The sequence below is a fragment of the Acetobacterium fimetarium genome (assembly GCF_014284475.1).
GTDB lineage: Bacteria > Bacillota > Clostridia > Eubacteriales > Eubacteriaceae > Acetobacterium > Acetobacterium fimetarium.
In genome coordinates this window covers 47,345-70,962 of record NZ_WJBC01000015.1, presented here as the reverse complement: position 1 = coordinate 70,962, position 23,618 = coordinate 47,345, and the positions used below count along the sequence as shown (strand labels likewise).

The 23,618-nt window shown below is 46.3% G+C and carries 24 protein-coding genes, 1 rRNA gene and 1 riboswitch; of the genes, 4 read left to right on the top strand and 21 right to left on the bottom strand.

Annotated elements, in window-relative coordinates:
* Positions 1-464: 464 nt before the first annotated feature.
* The 7 genes from GH808_RS10770 to GH808_RS10740 form a co-directional block, all read right to left on the bottom strand.
* Positions 465-1,295, bottom strand: coding sequence for a pirin family protein (locus GH808_RS10770; RefSeq protein ID WP_311135782.1), 831 nt, complete (start codon positions 1,293-1,295; stop codon positions 465-467).
* A 454-nt stretch (positions 1,296-1,749) separates the two neighbouring features.
* Positions 1,750-1,866: ribosomal RNA gene (rrf, locus tag GH808_RS10765) — 5S ribosomal RNA — on the bottom strand.
* 85 nt (positions 1,867-1,951) lie between these two features.
* Positions 1,952-2,767, bottom strand: coding sequence for a hypothetical protein (locus tag GH808_RS10760; RefSeq protein ID WP_186842794.1), 816 nt, complete (start codon positions 2,765-2,767; stop codon positions 1,952-1,954).
* Positions 2,768-2,788: 21 nt separating this feature from the next.
* The gene (locus GH808_RS10755; RefSeq protein WP_186842793.1) at positions 2,789-3,508 is read right to left on the bottom strand and encodes a peptide arginase family protein; all 720 of its coding nucleotides are present in this window, start codon (positions 3,506-3,508) and stop codon (positions 2,789-2,791) included.
* Between the two features lie 28 nt (positions 3,509-3,536).
* Positions 3,537-4,130 (bottom strand): TatD family nuclease-associated radical SAM protein, encoded by a 594-nt coding sequence (locus tag GH808_RS10750; RefSeq protein ID WP_186842792.1) that lies wholly within the window; start codon positions 4,128-4,130, stop codon positions 3,537-3,539.
* 284 nt (positions 4,131-4,414) lie between these two features.
* Positions 4,415-4,615: a hypothetical protein gene (locus GH808_RS10745; RefSeq protein ID WP_186842791.1), complete on the bottom strand. Its 201-nt coding sequence runs from the start codon at positions 4,613-4,615 to the stop codon at positions 4,415-4,417.
* Between the two features lie 139 nt (positions 4,616-4,754).
* The gene (locus GH808_RS10740; protein ID WP_186842790.1) at positions 4,755-6,239 is read right to left on the bottom strand and encodes an arylsulfotransferase family protein; all 1,485 of its coding nucleotides are present in this window, start codon (positions 6,237-6,239) and stop codon (positions 4,755-4,757) included.
* 385 nt (positions 6,240-6,624) lie between these two features.
* Here GH808_RS10740 and GH808_RS10735 point away from each other — a divergent pair, with 385 nt between their 5' ends.
* Positions 6,625-7,719: a ComEC/Rec2 family competence protein gene (locus tag GH808_RS10735; protein ID WP_186842789.1), complete on the top strand. Its 1,095-nt coding sequence runs from the start codon at positions 6,625-6,627 to the stop codon at positions 7,717-7,719.
* A gap of 118 nt (positions 7,720-7,837) precedes the next feature.
* Here the strand turns inward: GH808_RS10735 and GH808_RS10730 are convergent, their stop codons facing one another.
* The 3 genes from GH808_RS10730 to GH808_RS10720 are packed head-to-tail and all read right to left on the bottom strand — an operon-like array spanning position 7,838 to position 10,239.
* Positions 7,838-8,572, bottom strand: a complete 735-nt coding sequence (locus tag GH808_RS10730) for an ABC transporter permease (RefSeq protein WP_186842788.1) — start codon at positions 8,570-8,572, stop codon at positions 7,838-7,840.
* Between the two features lie 3 nt (positions 8,573-8,575).
* Positions 8,576-9,328 (bottom strand): ABC transporter permease, encoded by a 753-nt coding sequence (locus GH808_RS10725; RefSeq protein ID WP_186842787.1) that lies wholly within the window; start codon positions 9,326-9,328, stop codon positions 8,576-8,578.
* Positions 9,325-10,239 carry an ABC transporter ATP-binding protein gene (locus tag GH808_RS10720; RefSeq protein ID WP_186842786.1) on the bottom strand — a complete coding sequence of 305 codons (915 nt, stop codon included), beginning with the start codon at positions 10,237-10,239 and terminating at the stop codon, positions 9,325-9,327. The genes GH808_RS10725 and GH808_RS10720 overlap by 4 nt, the downstream gene beginning before the upstream one ends.
* Before the next feature lie 149 nt (positions 10,240-10,388).
* Here GH808_RS10720 and GH808_RS10715 point away from each other — a divergent pair, with 149 nt between their 5' ends.
* Positions 10,389-11,108: a response regulator transcription factor gene (locus tag GH808_RS10715; protein ID WP_186842785.1), complete on the top strand. Its 720-nt coding sequence runs from the start codon at positions 10,389-10,391 to the stop codon at positions 11,106-11,108.
* Positions 11,105-12,463, top strand: a complete 1,359-nt coding sequence (locus tag GH808_RS10710; RefSeq protein ID WP_186842784.1) for a sensor histidine kinase — start codon at positions 11,105-11,107, stop codon at positions 12,461-12,463. The genes GH808_RS10715 and GH808_RS10710 overlap by 4 nt, the downstream gene beginning before the upstream one ends.
* Before the next feature lie 20 nt (positions 12,464-12,483).
* Here the strand turns inward: GH808_RS10710 and GH808_RS10705 are convergent, their stop codons facing one another.
* From GH808_RS10705 to GH808_RS10685, 5 genes are all read right to left on the bottom strand, one after another.
* Entirely contained in the window at positions 12,484-13,053 is a 570-nt protein-coding gene (locus tag GH808_RS10705; protein WP_186842783.1) for a biotin transporter BioY, read from the bottom strand.
* 85 nt (positions 13,054-13,138) lie between these two features.
* The gene (locus GH808_RS10700; protein ID WP_186842782.1) at positions 13,139-14,116 is read right to left on the bottom strand and encodes a biotin--[acetyl-CoA-carboxylase] ligase; all 978 of its coding nucleotides are present in this window, start codon (positions 14,114-14,116) and stop codon (positions 13,139-13,141) included.
* A gap of 100 nt (positions 14,117-14,216) precedes the next feature.
* Complete coding sequence (locus GH808_RS10695) at positions 14,217-15,494, bottom strand: Sapep family Mn(2+)-dependent dipeptidase (RefSeq protein WP_243166188.1); 1,278 nt, start codon at positions 15,492-15,494, stop codon at positions 14,217-14,219.
* Positions 15,495-15,715: 221 nt separating this feature from the next.
* Positions 15,716-16,981, bottom strand: a complete 1,266-nt coding sequence (locus GH808_RS10690) for a Sapep family Mn(2+)-dependent dipeptidase (RefSeq protein ID WP_186842781.1) — start codon at positions 16,979-16,981, stop codon at positions 15,716-15,718.
* Positions 16,982-16,988: 7 nt separating this feature from the next.
* The gene (locus tag GH808_RS10685) at positions 16,989-17,231 is read right to left on the bottom strand and encodes a DUF1653 domain-containing protein (RefSeq protein ID WP_186842780.1); all 243 of its coding nucleotides are present in this window, start codon (positions 17,229-17,231) and stop codon (positions 16,989-16,991) included.
* Between the two features lie 85 nt (positions 17,232-17,316).
* Between GH808_RS10685 and GH808_RS10680 the strand changes: the two genes are divergently transcribed.
* A complete protein-coding gene (locus GH808_RS10680; RefSeq protein ID WP_186842779.1) occupies positions 17,317-17,931 on the top strand; it encodes a DUF975 family protein in 615 nt (204 codons plus the stop codon).
* 77 nt (positions 17,932-18,008) lie between these two features.
* Here the strand turns inward: GH808_RS10680 and ribH are convergent, their stop codons facing one another.
* The 6 genes from ribH to thiH all read right to left on the bottom strand — a co-directional run bounded on the left by ribH (position 18,009) and on the right by thiH (position 23,616).
* On the bottom strand, positions 18,009-18,476 hold the full coding sequence (gene ribH / locus GH808_RS10675; RefSeq protein WP_186842778.1) for a 6,7-dimethyl-8-ribityllumazine synthase: 468 nt from the start codon (positions 18,474-18,476) through the stop codon (positions 18,009-18,011).
* Positions 18,477-18,489: 13 nt separating this feature from the next.
* On the bottom strand, positions 18,490-19,692 hold the full coding sequence (locus tag GH808_RS10670) for a bifunctional 3,4-dihydroxy-2-butanone-4-phosphate synthase/GTP cyclohydrolase II (RefSeq protein ID WP_186842777.1): 1,203 nt from the start codon (positions 19,690-19,692) through the stop codon (positions 18,490-18,492).
* A 36-nt stretch (positions 19,693-19,728) separates the two neighbouring features.
* Positions 19,729-20,397, bottom strand: a complete 669-nt coding sequence (locus tag GH808_RS10665; protein ID WP_186842776.1) for a riboflavin synthase — start codon at positions 20,395-20,397, stop codon at positions 19,729-19,731.
* Between the two features lie 4 nt (positions 20,398-20,401).
* Complete coding sequence (ribD, locus tag GH808_RS10660) at positions 20,402-21,490, bottom strand: bifunctional diaminohydroxyphosphoribosylaminopyrimidine deaminase/5-amino-6-(5-phosphoribosylamino)uracil reductase RibD (protein WP_311135781.1); 1,089 nt, start codon at positions 21,488-21,490, stop codon at positions 20,402-20,404.
* Between the two features lie 173 nt (positions 21,491-21,663).
* Positions 21,664-21,778: riboswitch (FMN riboswitch) on the bottom strand.
* 58 nt (positions 21,779-21,836) lie between these two features.
* Entirely contained in the window at positions 21,837-22,436 is a 600-nt protein-coding gene (locus GH808_RS10655; protein ID WP_186842775.1) for a thiamine phosphate synthase, read from the bottom strand.
* 25 nt (positions 22,437-22,461) lie between these two features.
* Positions 22,462-23,616, bottom strand: coding sequence for a 2-iminoacetate synthase ThiH (thiH, locus tag GH808_RS10650; protein ID WP_186842774.1), 1,155 nt, complete (start codon positions 23,614-23,616; stop codon positions 22,462-22,464).
* Between the last annotated feature and the right edge of the window lie 2 nt (positions 23,617-23,618).

The following is a 23,618-nucleotide window of genomic DNA, read 5'->3' as shown; positions in this document are numbered from 1 at the left end:
GCGTTCGTCCTGAGCCAGGATCAAACTCTCAATAAAAGTTTGTATTTAAAGCCTTTCGGCCTTTAAATGCTGTCTCATGAATACTTAAGTTTTATACTCTACCGAGTGCACTTTATCCTCTGCCGAGTTGATGTTTTATAGAGTGCATCTCTCTGTTTCTATTTTGCCGAAATCCCGGAGGATTTCAAGGCTATTTACAGGTTTTATGGTACTATTCTCTTTTCTATGACCGCCGCTTTCTCACTCGAAAGCTTTTCTATTATATCGTCGTTTCTTCATGTTGTCAAGCTGTTTTTTGAAATTCTTTTAAGTTCATTTCAGTGTTTCAGCTGTGTGTCTGTCGCCTCTATTCGAGACAACTTCATTAGTATACGCTCTTTTAATCACTCTGTCAACGCTTTTCTGAAAATATTTCATTTGTTTTCAAATGTTATTTTCATCCATCATTAGTTAAGGGCCTGCGACTATTTTTTTATAAACGTGCCCTCTTCTAAATCTGCAAAAGCCTGTTTCAATTCTTCTTCGGTATTCATGACAATGGGGCCACCCCATGCCACTGGTTCATTCAGTGCCGGTGCTGAAAATGCTGCAAAGCGAAGTGGGGTGTCAGCAGCTTGTACTTCAATATAATCACCATCATCGAAAAGGACAGCTGACTTTTCTTTATACCTGACATTACCAATTTGACCATCACCTTCAATTATGAACGCAAATACGGTTTCACCTTTCTTTGTTGGAATTATTACTGTTTTTCCTGATTCAACGGTTAAATCTAAAATCATTGCCTGAATGTGATGCGGTCTGGCACCTTCCACATCATGATAGACTCCGGAAACAACCCCAACCGTATAACCGTCTCCTTTGAAAATCGGGATGTCCTCTTTTCTGATTTCAAAATACTTGGGCTCTGTCATTTTTTCCGACTTCGGCAGATTCAACCATAATTGGAAACCCAGCATTCTTTTTTCAGCCTGAGGCATTTCCTGATGCAGAATACCGCTTCCGCCAGTCATCCATTGGGAACATCCGGGTTCGATAACACCCTTATTCCCCAAACTGTCCTGATGTTCAATTCGCCCTTGAACCAGATAGGTGACTGTTTCAATTCCCCGATGGGGATGCATGGGGAACCCCTTAATATAGTCCTGAGGATTTTCAGAATCAAAGGAGTCCAACATCAGGAAAGGATCAAACGCTTTCACTGTTGAATGTCCAAGAACGCGGGTGAGGTGAACCCCCGCCCCATCCACTGCATTGATACCCTGGACGGTTTGTACAACTTTTCTTTCTTTCACAAATAATGCCTTCTTTCTTTTCATATGAGGCTTTTACATATTTTTATACCGTCCATCATCCTTTTCAAACACCTTATTTTAATTATTTTAAAATTTACGGCACGGAATGTCTGAAGACACGCACTTCAGTCGCGTCAATCGCCAGATGGCTTTTAAAAATTACTACCGACCAATGAAGACGTGCAACTCCGTCGCAGCTAACGCTGCGCCTCCGTTTGGGGCTTCGCCCCATAAAAAAATAGATTGATAAAAATTGATTTCAAGCTCACTTGAATCAATTTTTATCAATCTATTTTTTTGCACGGCTTCAGTTTAACTGATCATAGTTTCCTCGGGTTTGTTTAATCTTTAGTCGGATCAAACCCTCGTCAACTGTGTAAGTTTTTGCATCTTTGCTTCGCTAGCGCTCAGCGGCATACCAAATTTTTACAAAATTTGGGCAAAAAGTTTAAAAGTCCCGCAACGTCCTATCCTCCCAGGCAGTTACCCACCAAGTACTTTCGGCGCTGGAAGACTTTACTTCTGTGTTCGGTATGGGAACAGGTGTGGCCCTTCCGCCATCGTCGCGAGACTAATTTAACTTTATTATATTTAGTTATTGTTTTTTTCAACTTTTTTATTATACTTTCAATTTATTCCGTTGTCAACAACTTTTTTCATTTTATTAACTCATTGATCAGATTCTCTGCTTTTTTCAGGCTTTTCTCTAATTCAAACTGACCCTCGGCCTTAAAAACACAATGAAAAGCGCCATCCTCATTCGCGTAATCAATAACCAGCTTGTTTTTCTGCAGCTTCTCTTTTTCCTTTTCGCCGTCATTCATCATCCAGTTTCTTTCCAAAGCGCCTGTAAAACACGACGCCTGCCACTTTGCATTTGAGGCTATTTCAGAACTGGAACAGATGGTCACTTTTTTAATCTCCGTCGGAAATATGGTAAACTTGGGACCCAAAACGCAAAAGTCAACGCCATCCGGATAAACGGCAAGACTACCCCGCAGTGATTTCTTCAAATCCTTGTGCCCGCCTAAATAGGTAGCTGTGAGGTACAGATCCCACCTGCGCTTGTCTTTTCCCATCTGGAAAAACTTCCTTTTATGATGCTGAATTTCGGATTCACCCGTTTTTTCCGCATCTGATGGTTTTTTTTCCGGATTATCTATCTCAATACCGTTGAATAGCCTGTCGACACTATTTTGAATTGCCGTGGTTTTCCTGGCTGCAATATTTGAAATCATTTCTGATCGAATGGTTACTTCGGTGCTCTTTTCGTCTTTTTCATTTAGCGTAATGGTAATTCGCTGTTCTTTTGCCGTTAAAACGGTTTTTGTCTTTAGAATAATCAAACTTTCTTTTTTGTCCTGAACGTGATTCTTTAACTCGTATTCTCTTTTGGCGAATGTCAGCAACCGTTCTTCACATAGAAATTTCGGCAAACTGATTAACCGCTTCTCTTCAACATGTATCCCCATGACATTCTCTCCATTCTATCCTCAATAAAGCAGAACCCGACTTAAGAGCTTGAGCAGCTGGTTCTCGCATTCCGCGATTGTACAGGCTTCTTTTTTCAAGTAATTAAAATAGCTCTCCGATCGGGCGATGGTAATCATCTGAGCCTGATTTACCAGTGCTTTAAACACCACGTGTTCATTCAGATCAAGCGCAAAGTTTTTCAAGCCTAAAAAATAATCCAAATCAATATCCAGAATAATGCTGTCCGGAATCACAGCTTTCATGGAAAAACCGCTTTCTTCAAACATACGATCCTCCAGACTGCCAAAACAGCTTTCGGGCACCAGATAATGGTGTCCCCGAGAATATCGATGTTTTTCCATACAATTTATCATATGATACTCGGTTAGATAACCCAGCTCCATTGCTGTATTGATGTGTTCATCATTTCGCATATTTTTCATCGCCGCTTCAACGGTTTTTAAATCCTGGGGATTCAGGGTTGCAAGGATCTTTTTCTGAAAACCCGGCACCAGAACTGCTTCTTTGTCTGGATTGATAGCGATCGCTTTCTGATAGGCATAAAGCCAGAACGGTGGATTTGTATCCGGGTGATAATCGATACTCACCAGTGTCAAAGGGTTCTTTGATTGTTGCGATAATTGTCCCCACGCCAGTAAAACGTATTGATGATCATCCACCACCACAATTTTTTTCCCGCGAATACTCAGGCACTTGGGGGTTAAGTTATTGTCTTCCATCGTATCACCACCCCGCTTTTAATTTCCCTCAATCAATATAAGAGCGTATTCTCAGCTCCGCTCCTACCGAATTGCTGACTCTGCGGCAGGCTTCCTGATCTTCCTCTGGCAATATATCAACAATGGTTAAGATCACCTTTGCATATCTGCCAGCCAGACGGGCAAATTCAAGCAATGCATCATATGCATCTTCAAAAACCGGACGACACAACGCGTTATATTCTTCTTTATTTTTCGCATTTAAACTGATTGACACCGTATCGATTGCATCTTTCAGGCAGGGCGTCATGTCTTTTTTAAAAATCAGATTGCCATGGCCATTGGTGTTAATCCGGGTGGGGATGGGATGCTTCTTTTTTACTTCTTTTGCAATTTCGCAGATTTCATCTAACCGATAGGAGGGTTCGCCATATCCGCAAAAAACCAGTTCCTTGTACTTGCTCAGATCGCGTTTTAATATATCTTCCAGTATTTCTTCCTTGGTTGGTTCTTTTTCCAGCCAAAGATCATCAGTCCCGTTTATCGTCGGTTCATCTTTTCGTATGCAAAATGTGCAGGCGTTGCTGCATCGATTGGTGATGTTTACATACAAGGATTTCCCTAATTCATAGGTAATCGTCATTTTTATTTCCTCCAAGGTTATTATCATCTATATTGTTGTATTTAATCTGCTGTTTATTTCAGTATTCACGCAACTTGCTATTTATCTGAAAAAGCATCCGCATCTTATCACATCTATCTTAGGAATCTCTAAACACTTATTTTTTCTGGCATCTCAAATTATTCCCATATAATCAGTCCACCACCAGATGCCGCCGAGTCTTTTCGGCCTGCTTTCTTACGAATAAAAAAACACACTCCCCAACGTTTGCCTGGTTAATGTGCTTTCTTAAGTATATCGTCTTCTTAAAAAATTGGACCGACTAGCTTTAAGTCACAACCTTCGCATTCCCAATCAAGACCAACGCCGTTCATTTTTCCGCCACATTCCGGACAAATCCCGGTTCCGCTTTTGGGATATTGAAATTCAATCAGTTCCATCTCAATAATTTCGACAGGATTCGCTTCCGGTTGTTTTTTGAATTTTTCTATTGTTTTTCGGGCCATCTTATTCTTCTCCTTTTGTACTCGATTAAGTATCTTTTTTTCATTATAGACCAAACCATTAAGTCGTACAAATCTTTTATAGGGAAAAATAACGCTTACTTTGTGCACTAATCCTGTTTTTTTAACTCGCTTGATGCTTTTATTTTATTTTCTGAACCCGGTCATTTGAGACCCCCTGGGGAAGCGTAACCTCGAGCAGTTTCTTTCCGGTATTAAAATCAATTTCTGAAATGCCGCTGGTTCCCTCTTTGGCCTGACCCCAGCCGATCGTATAAACTTCTATTTCGTCGCCAATTTTCTGGGCACTTCCATTTGCCGATGATTTATGACCCGGCACTTTAAATTCGTGATACTCCAACACCTTCTTATTGACTTCATCCAACTTGATTTTTAGAATCCGTGTTTGTCCAGAACTGACAGCATTGTCAAAAATCGTTAAATAGCCGTCTTTTGTCAATTCGATATCGCTTTGACCTGAAGTTTTCAGCTCATCAGTCAAACCGAATTCATCTCCAGCACCTGACAGTTTCCAGACAATGCTGCCTGTTTCCCGATCGATTTTCATGATTGTGTTTAAATTTTCAAACGACACAATCAGATTATCATCAGCCGGATCGATGATCATTCGATTGAATCCGGCATAGTCCGGACTCTGGCTTGCCGTATTGCCGTAATCATTTCCTGTCACGCTCAGCCCATAAAGCTCCGGATGTGAATCGGTGGTAAATTCAAAAACAACTTTGTCATCTTTCACCTCTTGAATCAGTGTCCGAACGACCTTCGATCCCATTGTACCAGCACCTAAACTTTCCGGTACGTTCTGAACCAGGACTAACTGGGAAGCTGCTACAATATAATGATTATCATCGATCAGGATAAAATCCCGTCCATCGATTGGGTCGCCTTCTTTCGCAAGCTCGCTTTGTGCCAGGGTGATGGTCTTTATTTCCTGATAATTTTCATCGAGAATGACACGTTCCCCGGAGGCATATCCAATTTCCTCGTCATCGCCATAAATCCGTTGATAACTGTAACGCACTTTGCCATCTTCCAGTGTGTGTTTCTTGAAGTCGCAGTATGATTCTCCCTTAGCTTCTTCCGGTGATTTTGCAATATAGAAAACAACCTCGCCCTTATTGTTCAGTTCATAGAGCGCCGCTCCTCCTGTTGACAAGGCCGTATAATAATGTCCTTCATAACTGCTTTCTCCTGCTGAAGTGATTTGTGGCAGTTGCGAGGACAGTGTTCTTAAATAAATGGTCCGTACATCTTTTTCATTATCTACCGTAATTTTGATTAATTCATTGGATGACAATGAATCAAGTTTTAAATTCATCGTCGTTCCGGCGCCGATCCCTTTGCCATTCACTTTTACGGTAGCGCCCGTTTCATTAATCAGTTTAATTTTATTCTCGGTAACGCTGCTTAAGCTGACGGCATCATAGACCGCACCATCCTCTGACAGTGGCAATTCGACGCTGAATCCGTTGATTTCAAAATGCAGAGATTTGTCCGACATCAGGGTGTTATCCCTGCCTGAGTAAGCCAGTGTACAACTGACCAGAATAATCAGCAGTATCGCTGCACTGACTGATACAATAATAAATTTCTTTGAGCTATCCATAAATTAATCTCCTTTTCTGCTCCATTATCATACAGGCTTCTTAAATTTTCCGCAATCATTATGCTTGTTTCAAACATACCAGTATGATCTTATCGTGTCTTCGTATATTTTCCCTTCTTAAACTGTTATATTGACATTTTTCAACGAAAGAATTTTACCACAACTCTTTGTCAAATGCACGGTTTCGATTATTTTTACAAGAATTTTCCATCCATAGCTACTTGAATGCTTGTCCTTGCTCAATTCATCTTGCCGCTTTATTGTAACTTATTACAGTAAAAAGGTAAAGGCCTGCAATTTTTCTTTGAATATGGTAAAATCAGCGTATACTCAGCGCAAAAGCGGTATCGAGTATTACCAAAATAAAATTCAGTGAGGAAAGACCATGAAGCGAAAATTACTGCTCTCTGCAGTGCTCATTATTAGCATGATGCTGTTGTTTACCGGCTGTCATCTCGCGAACACAACCTTTACGCCTAAGGATTCCCTGGCGGTTCATTTTCTGGATGTGGGACAGGGAGATTCAATTCTTCTGGTGGACCACGATGACACCATGCTCATCGATGGCGGAAATCCGGAGAATGGCGATGATGTCGTTAAATATCTGAAAAGTTTGGGTATCACCCAGCTGGATTACGTCGTCGCCACCCATAATCACGCCGACCATGCCGGCGGTTTGACTGATGTCGTTGAAAAACTGGCGGTCTCGAATCTTTATGTGACCAATTCCAAAGAGACGAGTTCCTCCAAAAACCTGATCGCCGCGGCGAAGGCCAAAAACGTGCCGGTTTCCACCCCGTCACCGGGAACCGCCCTTTCTTTCGGCGGATCGACCATCGATTTTTTAGGACCGCTTTCCGTGCATGAGGATGTCAATGACGATTCCATTGTGATGAAGGTCACCCACGGCAGCCACCGCTTTCTGCTGACGGGGGATATGGAAGCCGCGGCCGAAAAAGAACTGCTGGCCCAGAACCTGGATCTGGCGGCCGATGTGCTCAAGGTCGGCCATCATGGCAGTGCCACATCAACAGGCTATGTGTTTCTGCGAGCGGTGAATCCGCGGTATGCGGTGATTTCCTGCGGCAAAAACAATGACTATGGCCACCCTCATAAGGAAACCCTGAGCCGTCTCAATGATGTGGGTTCCACCATTTTCCGTACCGACCTGCTGGGAACCATCGTGGCCACCAGTGAAGGCGATCAGCTGACCTTCAACAAAACCGGCATTACCCCCACCCAACCCTATCAGGAGGTGGATAACGGCCTCGCCGCGACAACCAACTCTGTTTCGGAAACACCGGCAAGCACAGCCACTGCCGAAACTGCCACCTATATCGGTAATAAGAATTCCAAGGTTTATCATTTACCCAGCTGTTCCGGTTTGCCGAAAGAATCCAACCGGATTTATCTAAACAGTCTGGAAGAGGTGCATGCCCAGGGACTGACACCCTGCGGGATCTGCAAACCGCCAAGCTAAAACAGTTAAAATTATTTAAGGCCAGTGTTGATCGGAGATGACTACCGATCAACACTGGCCTGATTTTTTTGCTTTGCTTTTTCGAATTTATTTTTACTTTATGTTCGAACGCAATTGACTAACCTGTCACCACATCCCGCCGTTTTAACCAGGTGATGGCAAATAGACAAAACCCAGCCATAAAAACAGCGCCGGCAATCAGAAATTGAATTTCGCCTACCGCCATCGGTGCCGCCGGATCGTTGGCCCGCATGCCCAGGGTTATCAGGGCATAGGGAAAGTAGAGGCCATAGCCTTGCGACAACAGTGCCAACCCGGCAATGCCGCCCATCAGGGCAATCCCCACCGGCACGGCAAAGCTGCGAATCACCAGCGATAGACAAAGCTGCAGAGCACATACCACCATACCGCCCAAAGCCCCAAACAATAACCAGACCGGTAATTCCGGGGGGATCGGTCCCGAAAGCCCCGCCAGCAATCCGGAAATGATAAACAGGAGTCCGATCCAGAGCTGGGTCAAAATCACCATCAGCCAACCCATTATCAGTTTAGCCATAAATAACTGTGTTACCGGAACTGGGGCAGTCATCACCGCATTCCAATTATGATTGGCATGTTCAAGCCGAAAAAGATAGGATGCGTAGATCCCAATCAATACCGGCAGGAAAAAATAACAGGCAAACAGGGTATGCTGGGTCCATAGGCTGTACCACTCATTCTCCAGCATTCCCAGGTTGTTCAAATAATTGAAAGTTCCCATAAAAGCCGGAATAATGGGAATCAGTAAAAAAGCCAGCCACACCGGACTGTGCCGCATCTTGATCATTTCTGCTTTTAAAACACGTTTAAGCATCGCTCAGACCTCCCTTCTGACAAATAAAACCCGGCCGATTCCATAAACCAGCCCAAAAAAAACTAAAATCAAACCGAACCCTGACCAATCAATGGCCGTCCAGTAGAAATCTACCGCCCGGGTGGCCTCATCCCAATTCATTCCCACCTGCATCAGCACCCCATAATAACTCCAGAGAATCAGCTTTTGAAAGCCCTGGGGAAAAAACATACTGAACAAGCCGATAAAACCGCCGACGAGTCCCAGGGTCATCGGCACCATCTGATTGGGAACGAGCATCGAGACCACCTGTTGAAAGGCATAAATAGTCAGACTCACCGCCACAGTAAAAAACAGATAGCCAGCCAGCGCGCCCCATGGCACCGGTCCGCCAAAATGCAGAGCGAAACCCATGCCGATCATGATGGCCAGCTGTCCCAGAGCGGCGCCAAGCATATAGATACTGCCCCAGATAAACTTGGCATCAAAGATCCGGTTGGCCGGAATAATGGTTTCCAGGAGCTTAAAGGTTTGGCCCTGATGCTCCACATCACTGAGGCGGGAAGCGACCACCGCGGCGATCACCGGCATGATGATGCAGTTAAGCATCGGAAACTGGTAGAGAAAAAACATCCAGCCCTGGATCAGGTCATCGGCATCCTTGTTGGAAATGGTCCAGCCCGCCCAAAGCAGCTGAACCGCCATCATCACCGCCACCACTAGCCAGATTTTTCGGCCCCTTGTTTTTAAGACCTCCATCCGGATTGCTGCTTTCATAAACTCACCGCCGTTCCGGTCAACTCCAGGAAAATATCCTCCAGGCTTTTTTTCCGTTCTTCAATCCGAACCAGTCCAATATTATTCTGTCCCAGCACCTTGCTGATTTCCGCCATCATTGAATCTTTAATCTGGGGAATAATCAGATAATCATCCTGCGCTTCCCACGCCACGCCGTTTTGACTGAGGAATGATTTGGTCACCTCATTATTCATGGTTCGCACCGCCAGATGCTGTTTACTGTACTGGTGCAGCTTTGTCAGGCTGTCCTGATAAACCAGTTCCCCTTCCCGGATGATCCCCACCCGGGTGGCCAGCTGATCAATCTCACTTAGGAGGTGGCTGGAGACCACCACTGTCATCCCGAATTTTTGGGGCAGGGACTGAATCAGTTCCCGCATTTCCTGAATTCCGGCCGGATCCAGCCCATTGGTGGGTTCATCCAGAATCAGCAATTTGGGATAGCCCAACAGCGCACTGGCCAGCCCCAACCGCTGTTTCATTCCCAGTGAGTACTGGCTGACTTTTTTATTCTTCTGATTCTCCAGCCGAACTATTTTCAGAACTTCATCAATATTCTGTTTGGGCACCCCCCGCAGAGTTTGAAAGATCCTCAGGTTTTCCTCCCCGGTTAAATGCCCGTAATAACTAGGCGACTCAATTAGAGAACCGACATTTTTAAGGTTTTCCAGGCGGTTTTTGCTGTTGACCTGTTTTCCGAAAACTGCGATCTCCCCTGCCGTGGGCTTCGCCAACCCCAGAATCATCTTCAGTGTCGTCGATTTTCCGGCTCCATTTGGCCCCAGAAAACCATAAATCGCCCCTTCCGGAACCGACAAATCGACATCCTTGACCCGATAAACATTTCCATATTGTTTGCTGAGACCCTCGGTCTCGATAATATTGCTCATAAACATGCACTCCTTCTTTTTTTCGACACCTTTATGATATCCGATGAACCTTACGGCGGGTTGTCCCCGGCCTTACGTTTACCTTAATTTTGATCTCTTGTGCTAACGCCAACAATTTTTTCGGGTATAATAACTTGGGGGTGATTAGGATGAACACGATTTTCGAAACAAAGCTTCTGGTTGTGGATGACGAACCGGGAATTATCAATCTATTAAAAACAGTCTTGAACCAGGCGGGATTTGCTCAGGTCATCAGCGCCGAAAACTGCCGAATGGCTCGGGAACTTTTTGCTTCAGAAAAGCCTCATGGGGTGATTCTCGATGTGATGCTGCCGGATGGCGACGGGTTTTCGCTGATGCAGGAGCTGCGGCAGCATTCAAATGTGCCGATGCTGTTTTTGTCCGCCCGGGATGAGGACGAGAACCGGCTCCTGGGGCTGGGGCTGGGTGCCGATGATTATATTACCAAACCCTTTCTGCCCCGGGAGTTGGTGCTGCGTTTAAGCGGGATCCTGCGGCGGGTTTACCAGCCGCTGCAGACTCAGCCGCTGCCGGACGAATGTCTGGTACTGGGGGCGGTGACCGTCAATTTTAAAAGCGGCATCGTTAAGAGCGGTGACGGTGAAAAAACACTGACCGCTAAGGAGCACGCTCTGCTCAAAAAGCTCTGGGAAAATCAGGGTAATATCGTCACCGCCGACAGCCTCTGTCGCAGCGCCTGGGATGATGATCTCTACGGTTATGAAAACACCCTGATGGTCCACATCCGGCGGCTCCGGGAAAAAATTGAAGCGGACCCCTCCCAACCCCAATACCTGTTAACCATCCGGGGCATGGGCTATAAACTGGCAAAGGAAACCAAGCAATGAAAAGTTTGCGAAAAATCATCACCCGTTCGATTCTGCTGACGGCTCTGATTGCGCTGGTGCTGGTCGCCATCAATATCGTCTTTACCAGCAACTGGATGATGACCTATTCCGGGAGTCAGCCGCCTAAATATTCCATTGCCGATATTTCCGATGGACTCATCAACACCGATGGGGCTTATACACTTGATGCCTCTGCCGCCGCGCTGATGGATCAACAATATGTTTGGGCGATGCTGATTAACCGGGATGGCCAGGTGATCTGGAACAAAAACCTGCCCGGGGATATTCCCCTGCATTACACCCTCACCGATGTGGCCTCCTTCAGCCGTTGGTATCTCAACGACTATCCGGTCTCGGTTTGGGAGCATCCCGACGGACTGCTGGTTTTAGGCGACCCTAAAAGCACCATCTGGAAGTACAATATTACCTCCACCGAAGATACCATTTCGCATGTGCCCGGTTTTATTGCCGGTTTTTTGATCCTGAACGTGCTGGCGGCTCTGGTGCTGGCCTTATTTCTGGGACTGTGGCTCTACCGCAAGCTGAAACCCCTATATAACGGCATTACCGCCCTACCTAAAAAAGAACCCCTACAACTTCCCACCGGAGGTGTTACCGGGGAAGTTGCCAGGATTCTCAATGAAACATCAGTGATTCTCAGCCAGCAGGAAAAACAACTGGCTCATCGGGATCAGACCCGCACGGAATGGATTGCCGGAGTTTCCCACGATATCCGCACCCCGCTGTCGATGGTGATGGGCTATGCCAGCGAACTGGAAAACAACCCCAGCCTGCCACCCGCCGAACAAAATCAGGCTCGGATTATCCGTCAACAGAGTCAACGGATCAAGTCACTGATCAGCGATTTAAACCTGGCTTCCAAACTCGAGTATCATGCCCAGCCGATGGAGCTGGCCAAAGTTTCGCCAGCCGCATTAATCCGGGGTGTAGCGGTGGATTTTATCAATAATGGTCTGACCGCGCCCTATTCCCTCGCTGTCGATGTGATCGAGGAAGCCAACGGCCCCATTTTGCTTTGCGATCAGGCGCTGATTCGCCGAGCGCTGACCAACCTGATTGACAACAGCATCCGGCATAATCCCCAGGGTTGTAATATCCGGCTTTCGGTGACTAAATCCACGAATGGTCTGGTGATTAAAGTCAGTGATGATGGCAAAGGATATCCCCCTGAACTTATCGAAAATTCAGGGGGATTGGATGAATCGCTGTTATTGGGAAACCACGGTTTAGGGCTGATCATTGTTCGTCGGATCATGAAAATCCATGGCGGGAGCGTTGTTTTTGAAAATCTGCCCCAACGGGGCTGCGCGGCTTCACTTATTTTTATCTCTTAATACGTATATGTTCCCCAAAATTATTTTGTGATCACACCTTGCCGGAGCACCGGGGCCAGTCGTTTGGCCAGCAGCACGCTCACGGCGATCTTAATCAGATCGCCCGGCAGGGTCATCACAAACCCGGTCATCATCAGCGTGGCTGCGCCCACCGGGGTGTTAAGGTAATAATTGGCAATGACATAGTACCATGGCAAACCGACTGCATAGATGGCAGCGGTTCCGGCCAGAGCGGCCAGAAGCATCTTTCCGGTTGTGCCACTGGTGTTTTTTTCGGCCAGCCAGCCAGTGACAAAAGCAGCTAGAGCAAAGCCCAGGAGGTAGCCAAAGCTTGGTTTAAACACATACATCAGACCACCGCCGCCGGAGAATACCGGCAAGCCAATGAGACCCATAAAAAGATAAACCAGCACTGCAATCAGCCCGCCGCGGGATCCCAGCAGTAGTCCTGCCAGTATCACAAACAGGGTCTGGAGGGTAAAGGGTATTCCCGGCAGAGGCACCTTGATATAGGCCCCCACCACCAGCAGCGCCGCAAAAATGGCGCAAAGCACCAACATTCTTGTATTGAGGGTATTTTTTTCGATCATTTTTTCCATCCTATTCTAATTTTCTGTAGTGTAAAAATTATTTCGTGTAAACTGACAGCGAAGCTCACAGCATTCTATTAATTTCCTAGATCTTTCTAATACTGATTTCCCCGCTGTTCAGAGTTTCCGTCTGCCCAAATTGATTTTTGATAATTAATCCGCCTTCGTCACTGATGTCCAGGGCGGTGGCCACTTCCCATTGATTGTTCCGAAAAACCCTGATCTGTTTTCCTAAAACAAGGGAATGGGTTTTATATTCTGCCAGGAAATCCCGGTTCGTTAAATCTTCACAGATACTCATGACCTCGTTGATAATTTCAGCGGCCAGCCGATTACGGGTCAGGGCGTCCGGTTTTTCATTAAATAGAGTACCGACAATGTCTTTCAACTCGTCAGGTAATTGTTCTTCCGGCTGTTTGAAATTCACCCCGATGCCGATGATCACAAACTCAAACTGTCCGTTCTCAAAGTTGGTCACCGCCTCGGTGAGAATCCCGACAATTTTCCGGTCGCCCCGGTAAATATCATTGACCCACTTGATCTGGGTATCAATGCCCGTCACTTTTTTGATGGCCCGGCAAACTCCCACCGATGCCCCAGTGGTTAACAGCACCGCATCACGGGCGGCAACATCGGGACGCAACACCAGACTTAAATAAATCCCGCTTTTGGGCGGTGAGTAAAAGGAACGGCCCATTCGGCCCCGTCCCTGGGTTTGCTCTTCGGCGATAATAACGGTTCCCGTTTTTGCCCCTTCCAGTGCCAATTTCTTGGCTTCCTGATTGGTGGAACCAACGGTTTTTAAGACCATCAGTTCAAGCTCCTGATTGGTTGGGGACAGCCAGGGGTATATCCCTTCCGCCGACATCAGATCCGATTCGCTTTTTAAGCGATAACCCTTGTTGGTGGTGGACTCTATTTCATACCCCTCTTCTTTTAATACTTTGATGGCCTTCCAGATGGCCGACCGGGAGACATTCATGGTGCTGGCCAGCACTTCTCCGGAGAGATAGGTTTCTCTATTTTCTTCCAAGGTTTTTAATAATTTTTGTTTTGTCGACATTTTTTCACCTCTGGGGTTATTCTAACCAAAAAAAAACCTATTGTCAACCATTTTTGATTTAATGGTCGACAATAGCTTTTGCCGTTTATATTTTGCTTATTTACTGGGCCAGCACGGCCAGCGCTTTCACAATAATATCAAAGTTCTTCGCCATGCTGTCAATGCTCCAGAATTCATCAGTCTGATGACAGGTGTTTTCCTCACCGGTAAAAACACCGCCGAAGGCTACGGCGTTTTCAAAGGCCCGGGCATAGGTTCCGCCACCAGAAACCATCGGTTCGGAAAGATCCCCGGTGTAGTCGGCATATACTTTTTGCAGCGATGTGACCAGAAAACTGTCTTTGTCGACATGCAACGGCTTCACATCGTGATCCATTTCGAAATCAAAACCCAGATCTGCGGTGGCTTTCTGAATGGCGGCGCAGAGGTCGCTGCTCTTCATTGTCACTGGATAACGGATATCACAGCGGAGGACAGCCTTCTTGTCATCCACCTGTACGATGGCCGGATTCAGGGTCAGTTCTCCTGACACCGCGTCGGATAAATCAATGCCGAAACCTTTTGTCGTGGCCCGGCCCAGCAGATCGATAATGGGATGGTCGATCCCTGCTGTTCTCAACTCATTGGCCAGTTTCAAGAGCGCATTATCTCCCTTGTCAGGCTCCATAGCATGGGCAGTCTTGCCTTTTGCTTCGTAGGTCTGTCCATTAAACACCGCTTTGGCATAGTCCGGCACTGAATTGATCTGCTTGCCGCCGCTAAATTTCAGAATCGGCATCGCAGCTTCCAGCTTTTTCTGGAATATGATATTCATGATGCCCTTTTCCGCAAAAATAACCGGAAAGCCGGAATCCGGAGAAAAAGAGTAGCTGGGGGTCTCTTCGGTTTCTTTGTACCGATTCATGCAGGCCCAGTTTCCCCCTTCTTCGTCGCCGCCGACAATCAGACGAACCCGCTTGCTGATCGGGACCCCGGCATCCATCAGGGCTTTCAGAGCAAAGAGCGACACGATGGTGAGTCCCTTGTCATCCAGCACACCCCGGCCATAAATCCGGTCGCCGTCAATGGTTAAGTCAAAAGGCGGCACGGTCCAGTCATCTCCCACTTCCACCGTATCGATATGGGTGATCGCTGCCACCATTTCTTCGCCCTCTCCGATCTCCACATAACCGCAGTAACCGTCACAATTTTTGGTTCTGAAACCAAAACTTTTTCCTAAATCCAAAACGTAATTGATCGCCTCGTTGATCCCGGTTCCCAGGGGCGCTTCCGGCGTGATCGCTCCGGCATTGGCGCTGACTGTCTTTATTTTCAACAGCCCCCTCAAGGCCTCCAGAACTGCTTCTTTATCAAAATGAATGGTCATGTTTTTCCCCATTTCTTTTTCTTTTACAAAACTCCCTGCCGTTGTCGAATTTACTAACCTCGAACAATTATTGCTTAACGCTCAGTTTCCACAACCAGTTTTGTAACGTGTAGGCGAACAGTCGCTAGACTGTCCGCCGTACAGTGTAAAAATTGGTTCGTGCGAAACTGAGCGTTAAGCTCACGCACTTTCGCAATTTACTTGTCCAGGCTAACCCATGGTCAGCCCAGATATTATTGTACCAGACTTTCCAGCGCTTTGGTGATAATATCAAAATTCATCTTCATGCTTTTGATACTCCAGTATTCATCGGTCTGATGACAGGTATTGGGCTCCTCGGGGAATCGGCCCCCAAAAGCCACGGCGTTATCAAAGGCCCGGGCATAGGTTCCCCCGCCGATGACCTTGGGTCCGGTGGTATCACCGGTGTAGTCTTCATATATTTTCTGCAGTGCATCAATGAGATAACTTTCCTTTTCCATATGCAATGGCGCCAGATCATGATTGATTTTAAACCGAAAACCAAGGGGTTCCACTGCTCTGGCAATATTTTTGCCAATATCTGCCCCATTCATCGTCACCGGGTAACGGATATCACACTTCAAAATCGCCCTTTCCTTGTCGACATGGGCAATGGACGGATTGATGGTGAGTTTTCCGGAAATTTCATCTTCAAAATTAATATCAAGTCCCTCCGAGGTCGCGATGTCAATGAGATCCAGAAAGGGATGGTCCAGCCCCAGCGCTCTCAGCTCCCGGGCCAGTAAAAACATCGCGTTAATCCCTTCATGGGGCTGGGACGCATGGGCGGGCTTGCCGATGCTCTCGTAAACCGCATCTCTGACAATGGCTTTAGCATAATCCGGAACGGTGTTGATTTGGGTACCGCTGAAAAAGTCCAGGTTTTGTATTGAAGGATCCAGATCCCGTTCGATGCTGATACTGAGAATTCCCTTTTCGGCAAAAATAGCCGGATACCCGGAATCCGGTGAAAAGGCATAGGTAGGCGATTCCTCTGTGGCTTTGTAGCGATTCATACAATGCCATTCGTCCCCTTCTTCATCGCCGCCGATAATCAGCCGAACCCGTTTATTGATCAGAGCGTCGCTATCTGCCAGCGCCTTCATGGCATACAGCGCCACCAGGGTGGGCCCCTTGTTGTCAATGGTTCCCCGGCCAAAGACCTTGTCGCCGTCGATGGTCAGATCAAAGGGATTCACGGACCAGCCGTCCCCCACCGGAACCGTATCCACATGAGTCAGGATTCCGATCATTTCTTCGCCCTGACCCATTTCAATGTAACCGCAATAGCCGTCGCAGTTTTTGGTTTTAAAACCGAAGCGCTCTCCCAGATCCAGGACATAGTTGATGGCGTTGTTGATGCCAATGCCCAGGGGTGCCTCCGGCATAACCGGGCCTGCATCGGCATTTGTTGAATCGATTTGCAAAAGTCCCTTCAGGTCGTTTAACAGGTTGTTTTTTTCTAGATTATAGTTCATGTTTTTTTTATGATGCCTCTCCAATATATTCAAAACGTTTTAAAATGACGCCGTCTTTTTCGATCATTTCATTCCACATCGTGGCGGGGCGAACCCAAAGCCCGCCTTCGCCATACAAGGGGCGGTAAACCACCATGGCTTCCAGGGTTTCACTGTGCGTTCCCACCCCGATGACTTCATATTCATTTCCCTTGTAATGCCGGTAACGGCCCGGAATAATAGTTTCATTACGCGTTGACTGCTCTTCCATTTTCTTCTTCCTCTTTTCCATAAATCGTGCTATTATATACAAACAATCTTAAGATATAATAAAATTTAAAATGAAGGAGATTTTCATGAAAACAAGACAAGAAATCAAGGCTACTGCCAAACAGCAATTTTCCGAAAATTATTGGATGTCTGTTGGTGCAGTCATCCTGGCGTTTCTCATCATCGGGGCCGCTTCCGGCGTCTCATTCGGAATCGCTTATATCCTGCTCGCACCACCGATCATGGTCGGAATTCAGTATTTTTCTCTCTGTGTCTACCGCGGTGAATCAGCTGATATTGAAACGATGTTTACCACCGGTTTCAACAATTACGGCCGAAAACTCGGCGGGATGCTCTGGATGTGGTTATTCACCTATCTTTGGATGCTATTATTTATTATTCCCGGTATTATTAAAGCGATTGCTTACAGTATGACTCCCTACATTCTGGCCGACTGTCCCAACGTCAATGCGACGGAAGCCCTTAAAATTTCCATGCGCATGACTCAGGGCCATAAAGGCGAAATATTTGTGATGTATCTGAGCTTTATCGGCTGGTTTCTGCTCTCTGGTATTACCTTTGGCCTGGTTGGTATTTTTTATTCCAATCCCTATTTCTATATCAGTATCTCCGGTCTCTACGAAGAACTCAAAGAAAATGCTTTAAACAATGGTATCATCACTACTTCCGAATTAGCTTAATTTAATCAATGATCAAAAGAGCCTTCGCCGAAATTTCAGCGAAGGCTTTTTCTATCTTTCCAGTTGTATCTTCTTTTTTAATTCGACATTTCGTTAATCAGATTCACCATTTCAATGGTCGACAAAGCCGCATCATACCCTTTGTTGCCGGCTTTCGTTCCGGCGCGTTCAATAGCCTGCTCGATATTTTCTGTGGTCAGAACACCGAAGATTACCGGGATCTCAGATTGCAGGGAGACATGAGCCACGCCCTTGGATACTTCACTGCACACATAATCGTAATGGCTGGTGGATCCTCGAATGACCGTACCCAAGCAGATAACCGCATCGTATTTTCCCATTTTCGCCATTTTGGAAGCGATCAGGGGAATCTCGAAGCACCCGGGAACCCAGGCCACTTCAATATCCTCTTCTTTGACATCATGACGTTTCAGTCCGTCAACGGCACCGGCTACGAGTTTTGATACAATAAATTCATTAAAACGTGCTGCTACAATCCCGACCTTGATTCCCTTTGCTACTACTTTTCCTTCATAAATTTTCATTTTAAGCTCCTTCTTATTTATAATTTAAAATATGACCCATTTTATTCTGTTTTGTTTTTAAATAGAATTCATCATGATCCGATGCTTCAATCTGGATGGGAACACGCTCAACGATTTCCAGACCGTAGTCTTCCATTCCTTCGATTTTCTTCGGATTGTTGGTTAATAGTCTCAGCTTTTTTGCCCCCAGATCTCTTAAAATCTGCGCACCGATGTAATACTCCCGCAGATCATCGGGAAATCCCAGGGCAATATTCGCCTCGACGGTATCCATCCCCTGGTCCTGCAGATGATAAGCCTTAAGCTTGTTGATCAAACCAATGCCCCGGCCCTCCTGACGCATGTACAGGAGAATTCCTCGGCCCTCTTTTTCGATGGCCATCATGGCCGCCGCAAACTGATCCCCGCAGTCACAGCGGAGTGATCCGAAGGCGTCACCGGTCAGACATTCCGAATGCACCCGGCAGAGAACCGGATTGCCATCGTCTACGTTTCCTTTGACAAGTGCCACGTGATGTTCACCATTCAATTTATTGATGTAGCCGTAAGCGATGAAATCGCCATATTTTGTCGGCATTTTTGTGTCTGTCACCTGTTCAACCAATTTTTCATGCAATTTTCGGTAGTTCTGCAAATCCGCAATGGTAATAAATTTGAGCTGATGCGTTTCCGCCAGCTTGATGAGCTCCGGCGTTCGCATCATGGTTCCGTCTTCTTGCATGATTTCACAGCATAAGCCGCATTCCTTTAATCCTGCCAGTTTCATGAGATCAACCGTCGCCTCGGTATGCCCGTTGCGTTCCAGTACTCCGTTTTCTTTTGAAAGCAGTGGGAACATATGCCCCGGCCTGCGGAAATCCTCCGGTTTGGCGTCATCGTCCACACATTTAATAGCGGTCACTGAACGCTCTTTGGCCGAAATGCCTGTCGTCGTCTCGACATGATCAATCGATACCGTAAAGGCCGTTCCATGGTTATCGGTATTCTCCGTGACCATCTGGGGGATGCTGAGTTTTTTAATCAGTTTTTCACTCATCGGCATGCAGATAAGCCCCTTGCCATGAACCGCCATAAAATTCACGTTTTCAGTGGTTGCAAATTCTGCCGCACAGATAAAGTCCCCTTCATTTTCCCTGTCATCATCATCGGTTACAATGATGATCTTTCCATTTCTCAAATCTTCCAGTGCTTCGTCAATGGTATTAAATTTAAACATTTTTGCCCTCTCTTATTCTGCTGCTTCAAGCTTTTTTTAAAATCCTGCTTGTGTTAGAAAAGCCATGGTCAGTTTATCGTTTTTATTATTTCCTGATGATTTTGCCTCTTCCGGTGGACCCGAAAGCAGGAATTTCTCAATGTATTTTCCGACCATATCATTTTCCAGATTAACCAGATCGCCTTTTTTCTTTGTCCCCAGAATGGTATGTTTGACCGTATGGGGAATAATCGAAACCCTGAAGGTTGCGTCGTTTACCGCTGTCACCGTCAGACTGATTCCGTCGATCGCAAGGGAACCTTTTTCAATAATATACCGGAGTACCTTTGCCGCTGCGCTGATCTCAAATATTATGGCATTTTCATCCTGATTTATCTGGACAATCTGTCCGGTCCCGTCGATATGGCCGGATACCAGATGTCCGCCGAACCGTCCATTCGCCGGCATGGCCCGTTCCAGATTGATCGGATTCCCCGGTTTCAGTTCCCCCAGGTCGCTTCTTTTAAGGGTTTCACTCATCACATCTGCCATCCACTGGCTTCCTTTGAGCTGAGACACGGTCAGGCACACGCCGTTGACAGCCACACTGTCGCCGAGTTTCAAATCTTCCATAATCAGATCCCCCTGAACCCATAACTGGGAGGATCGCTGCCCTTTGGTAACAGCTGTTATTTTTCCTACTTCTTCAATAATTCCGGTAAACATATCATCACCTCCTGTAGTATTCGAGACAAATATCATCACCGAAAATTTTTATTTTTCGGTCTGAAAACTGGAATGCCTGACTGGGAGCTTCAATCCCCACCCCTTCGACGGGACTTTTGGCAGTGGCTCCGCCGAACATTTTGGGTGCGATATAAACCTGCAACTTATTGACAATGCCGCTTTTCAAGGCACTGAAATTCAGGGTACCCCCGCCTTCCAGAATGATGCTGTCGATTTTCTCCGCACCCAGCCGATCCATCAGTTCTTTGAGACAGAGATGGTTCCCTTCTTTTGAAATCTGCAAAATTCTGCAACCCATAATTTCAAAGCGTTTGATTTTCTTTTCATCCTGGGAGCAGGTGGCCAGATAGGTGGGAATTCTGCGGGCTGACGCCACGATCCTTGCTGACAAGGGGGTACGTAAATGGGTGTCACAAATAATTCGAACAGGATCACGGCCGCCTTCCCTTCGGCAAGTTAGCAGCGGATCATCCTGAATCACCGTCTGAACCCCTACCATAATGCCGCGATATTCGTTTCTGGTCTCGTGAACCGCCGCTCTTGCCACTTCACCGGTGATCCATTTTGATTTTCCCGAATAAGTGGCGATTTTCCCGTCCAGGGTCATGGCGTATTTCATGAGCACAAAAGGCGTTTTATTTTTGATAAAGTGAAAAAAGACCTCGTTCAGTTCCAGGCATTCTTTTTCCATCACCCCTGTTATCACCTCAATCCCGTTATTCCTGAGGATCTCAATCCCCTTTCCGCCAACCAGTGGATTCGGATCCTTGGCGCCAACGACCACTCGGCTGATTTTATTTTCGATGATCGCCTCGGTGCACGGTGGTGTTTTTCCGGTGTGGCAGCAGGGCTCCAGGGTCACATAAAGGGTTGCCCCTGCCGGAGTCTGCGTACAGGCCGCCAGCGCATTCCTCTCCGCATGCAGCTCACCGTATTTTTCGTGATAACCACTTCCGATGATGGTGCCATCTTTCACAATAACCGCTCCAACCAGTGGATTGGGGTTAACCTGGCCTTTTCCTTTTTGGGCTAGATCGATGGCCATACCCATAAATATTTTATGTTCTTCCACAGGATCTCCTCTCTCTTTATAAACCACAAAAAAAACACCTTAAACATTTATTCAAGGCATTTTAAAAAAGTTTTTTCAATGCGCGATTCTGCGGCTTTAAAACAAAAAACTCTGAAATGAAAAACATTTCAGAGCTAATAAATCAAAGATACGCATCAACATGCAGCAAACTTTATCATCTTCTTTCATCCAGACTTTACTGTCGGCTTCGGAGTTACACCGAATCATACCTTGCGGCTCGTGGGCTATACCACCGGTAGGGAAACAATCCCTGCCCTGAAGACTAACTATTTAATTGATTTCAATTTTAGCACCTAAACATAGGGTTGTCAATACCTGCCGCTATTTATATTTTTTCAAGAAAATTCTTGTAGTCACCGGCAAGCCGCTCCGGCTTTTCGCAAATCATGGCCTCACTCATGATGCAGCCGCCCGCGGCGCCGGTTTGTAAAACCTTTGCCAATCTTTCCCTGGTGATCCCGCCGATGGCAAACACCGGAATTGTGGCCGCATCGCATACTTCTTTCAAAAAGGTCAGCCCTCTTGGCGCAACGCCTTTTTTGCAGTCAGTCGGAAAAATATGCCCGGCCACCAGATAGGTGGCCCCTAATTTTTGGGCTTCTTCTGCTTCAGCCACCGAATGGACGGAAGCACCGATATTTTTAAATTTTTTAATCTCGTTTTGATATTTTCTTAAATTATCCATCGATAATTGGACGTTCGGATGCTTCATTTTGACCGCTACTTCAATGTTCTGGCTGATAATCAGGGCGACCTGATTTTTTTTACAGATTGTATCGATTGCCACCGCCATCTTTTCATACTCCGACAAATTCAGGTCTTTTTCCCGCAACACGATGGCCTGCGGTTTTCCGGCAGCAATTTGGTTGATTCGGCCCAGGAAATCATCTTTGCACAGTTTTCGATTGGTTACACAAATCAGCATGTTGATTCTCTCTCCTTCTGTCCTTTTAAACCCGGATGTAATCCGTGTAAACTGGCTGCAGCCCCTTGCTTAAAATCATCCGATGCACCTCCGGGACACTTCTGGGATCGGATATCTCAAACTGTTCGTCTGCCTTTTCTTCAAGTTTATGGCCGCCGACCCCTACGCTCACACCGGCAGAAATCTTAGTCGCCACCATGCCGATGACATTATCGCGAAATCCTGCTCTTTCCCGGGTTGAAATGGTAATGCCGGCATACGGCATCAACAGACGGAAGGCAATCATCACCTGGAGCAGCTGTTTCTCATGGACATCATTGGGATTATTGTCCGCATTGTTGATAAATGGTCTCAATCGCGGCGTCGAAAAAGCAATCTCGGCATGGGGATATTTTTGCTGCATGAGAAATGCATGCAAACCGGTGGCAAAGGCATCTTTTCGGAAATCATCCAGTCCCAGCAGCGCTCCGAAAGCAACGCCGCGCATTCCTCCTTGTATGGCCCGCTCCTGGGAATAGAACCGGTAGGGAAAAATCCGTTTGGAACCGCTTAAATGAACCTGTTCATACTTATCAATGTTGTAGGTTTCCTGATAAACAGAAACAAAATCCGCCCCGCAATCATGAAGGTAGGCATATTCATCCGAATTGAGGGGATATATTTCGATGCCGATGTTGGTAAAATAATTTGCAGCCAATTTGATGGCTTCTCCGATATAACCCACCCCGGACTGATGACGGGATTCCCCTGTTAAAATCAGCAACTCCTTTAAGCCGGTTTCTGCAATGGCCTTAAGCTCCTCTTCCATTTCAGCAAAAGAAAGTTTTCCCCGGCGAATTTTATTTTTGCAGTTGAACCCGCAGTAGACGCAGTGATTTTCACAGTAGTTGGAAATATACAGCGGCGTAAAAAGACAGACGTTGTTGCCGAAATGCTTTCTGGTCTCTGTCACCGCTTTTTTTGCCAATTCTTCAAGAAACGGCAAGGCGGCCGGCGACAGGATCACCCCAAAGTCATCTGGCTTGAGCGTTTCTTTGCTCATCACCCTTTTTACATCGGCCTCGGTGTATTGATTGTAATCATAGTTTTTCACCATTTTTATAATCTGGTTCATCATGTCTGAATCAATGATTTCCATGTCTTTGCCGTATTCCATCGGGTTTGTTTTCTTGATTGCCATCC

Excerpts from the sequence above, each read along its gene's own strand:
- GH808_RS10760 (WP_186842794.1), bottom strand. The coding sequence starts at position 2,767 with ATGGGGATACATGTTGAAGAGAAGCGGTTAATCAGTTTGCCGAAATTT.
- GH808_RS10755 (WP_186842793.1), bottom strand. The coding sequence starts at position 3,508 with ATGGAAGACAATAACTTAACCCCCAAGTGCCTGAGTATTCGCGGGAAA.
- GH808_RS10750 (WP_186842792.1), bottom strand. The coding sequence starts at position 4,130 with ATGACGATTACCTATGAATTAGGGAAATCCTTGTATGTAAACATCACC.
- GH808_RS10745 (WP_186842791.1), bottom strand. The coding sequence starts at position 4,615 with ATGGCCCGAAAAACAATAGAAAAATTCAAAAAACAACCGGAAGCGAAT.
- GH808_RS10740 (WP_186842790.1), bottom strand. The coding sequence starts at position 6,239 with ATGGATAGCTCAAAGAAATTTATTATTGTATCAGTCAGTGCAGCGATA.
- GH808_RS10735 (WP_186842789.1), top strand. The coding sequence starts at position 6,625 with ATGAAGCGAAAATTACTGCTCTCTGCAGTGCTCATTATTAGCATGATG.
- GH808_RS10730 (WP_186842788.1), bottom strand. The coding sequence starts at position 8,572 with ATGCTTAAACGTGTTTTAAAAGCAGAAATGATCAAGATGCGGCACAGT.
- GH808_RS10725 (WP_186842787.1), bottom strand. The coding sequence starts at position 9,328 with ATGAAAGCAGCAATCCGGATGGAGGTCTTAAAAACAAGGGGCCGAAAA.
- GH808_RS10720 (WP_186842786.1), bottom strand. The coding sequence starts at position 10,239 with ATGAGCAATATTATCGAGACCGAGGGTCTCAGCAAACAATATGGAAAT.
- GH808_RS10715 (WP_186842785.1), top strand. The coding sequence starts at position 10,389 with ATGAACACGATTTTCGAAACAAAGCTTCTGGTTGTGGATGACGAACCG.
- GH808_RS10710 (WP_186842784.1), top strand. The coding sequence starts at position 11,105 with ATGAAAAGTTTGCGAAAAATCATCACCCGTTCGATTCTGCTGACGGCT.
- GH808_RS10705 (WP_186842783.1), bottom strand. The coding sequence starts at position 13,053 with ATGATCGAAAAAAATACCCTCAATACAAGAATGTTGGTGCTTTGCGCC.
- GH808_RS10700 (WP_186842782.1), bottom strand. The coding sequence starts at position 14,116 with ATGTCGACAAAACAAAAATTATTAAAAACCTTGGAAGAAAATAGAGAA.
- GH808_RS10695 (WP_243166188.1), bottom strand. The coding sequence starts at position 15,494 with ATGGGGAAAAACATGACCATTCATTTTGATAAAGAAGCAGTTCTGGAG.
- GH808_RS10690 (WP_186842781.1), bottom strand. The coding sequence starts at position 16,981 with ATGAACTATAATCTAGAAAAAAACAACCTGTTAAACGACCTGAAGGGA.
- GH808_RS10685 (WP_186842780.1), bottom strand. The coding sequence starts at position 17,231 with ATGGAAGAGCAGTCAACGCGTAATGAAACTATTATTCCGGGCCGTTAC.
- GH808_RS10680 (WP_186842779.1), top strand. The coding sequence starts at position 17,317 with ATGAAAACAAGACAAGAAATCAAGGCTACTGCCAAACAGCAATTTTCC.
- ribH (WP_186842778.1), bottom strand. The coding sequence starts at position 18,476 with ATGAAAATTTATGAAGGAAAAGTAGTAGCAAAGGGAATCAAGGTCGGG.
- GH808_RS10670 (WP_186842777.1), bottom strand. The coding sequence starts at position 19,692 with ATGTTTAAATTTAATACCATTGACGAAGCACTGGAAGATTTGAGAAAT.
- GH808_RS10665 (WP_186842776.1), bottom strand. The coding sequence starts at position 20,397 with ATGTTTACCGGAATTATTGAAGAAGTAGGAAAAATAACAGCTGTTACC.
- GH808_RS10655 (WP_186842775.1), bottom strand. The coding sequence starts at position 22,436 with ATGCTGATTTGTGTAACCAATCGAAAACTGTGCAAAGATGATTTCCTG.
- thiH (WP_186842774.1), bottom strand. The coding sequence starts at position 23,616 with ATGGCAATCAAGAAAACAAACCCGATGGAATACGGCAAAGACATGGAA.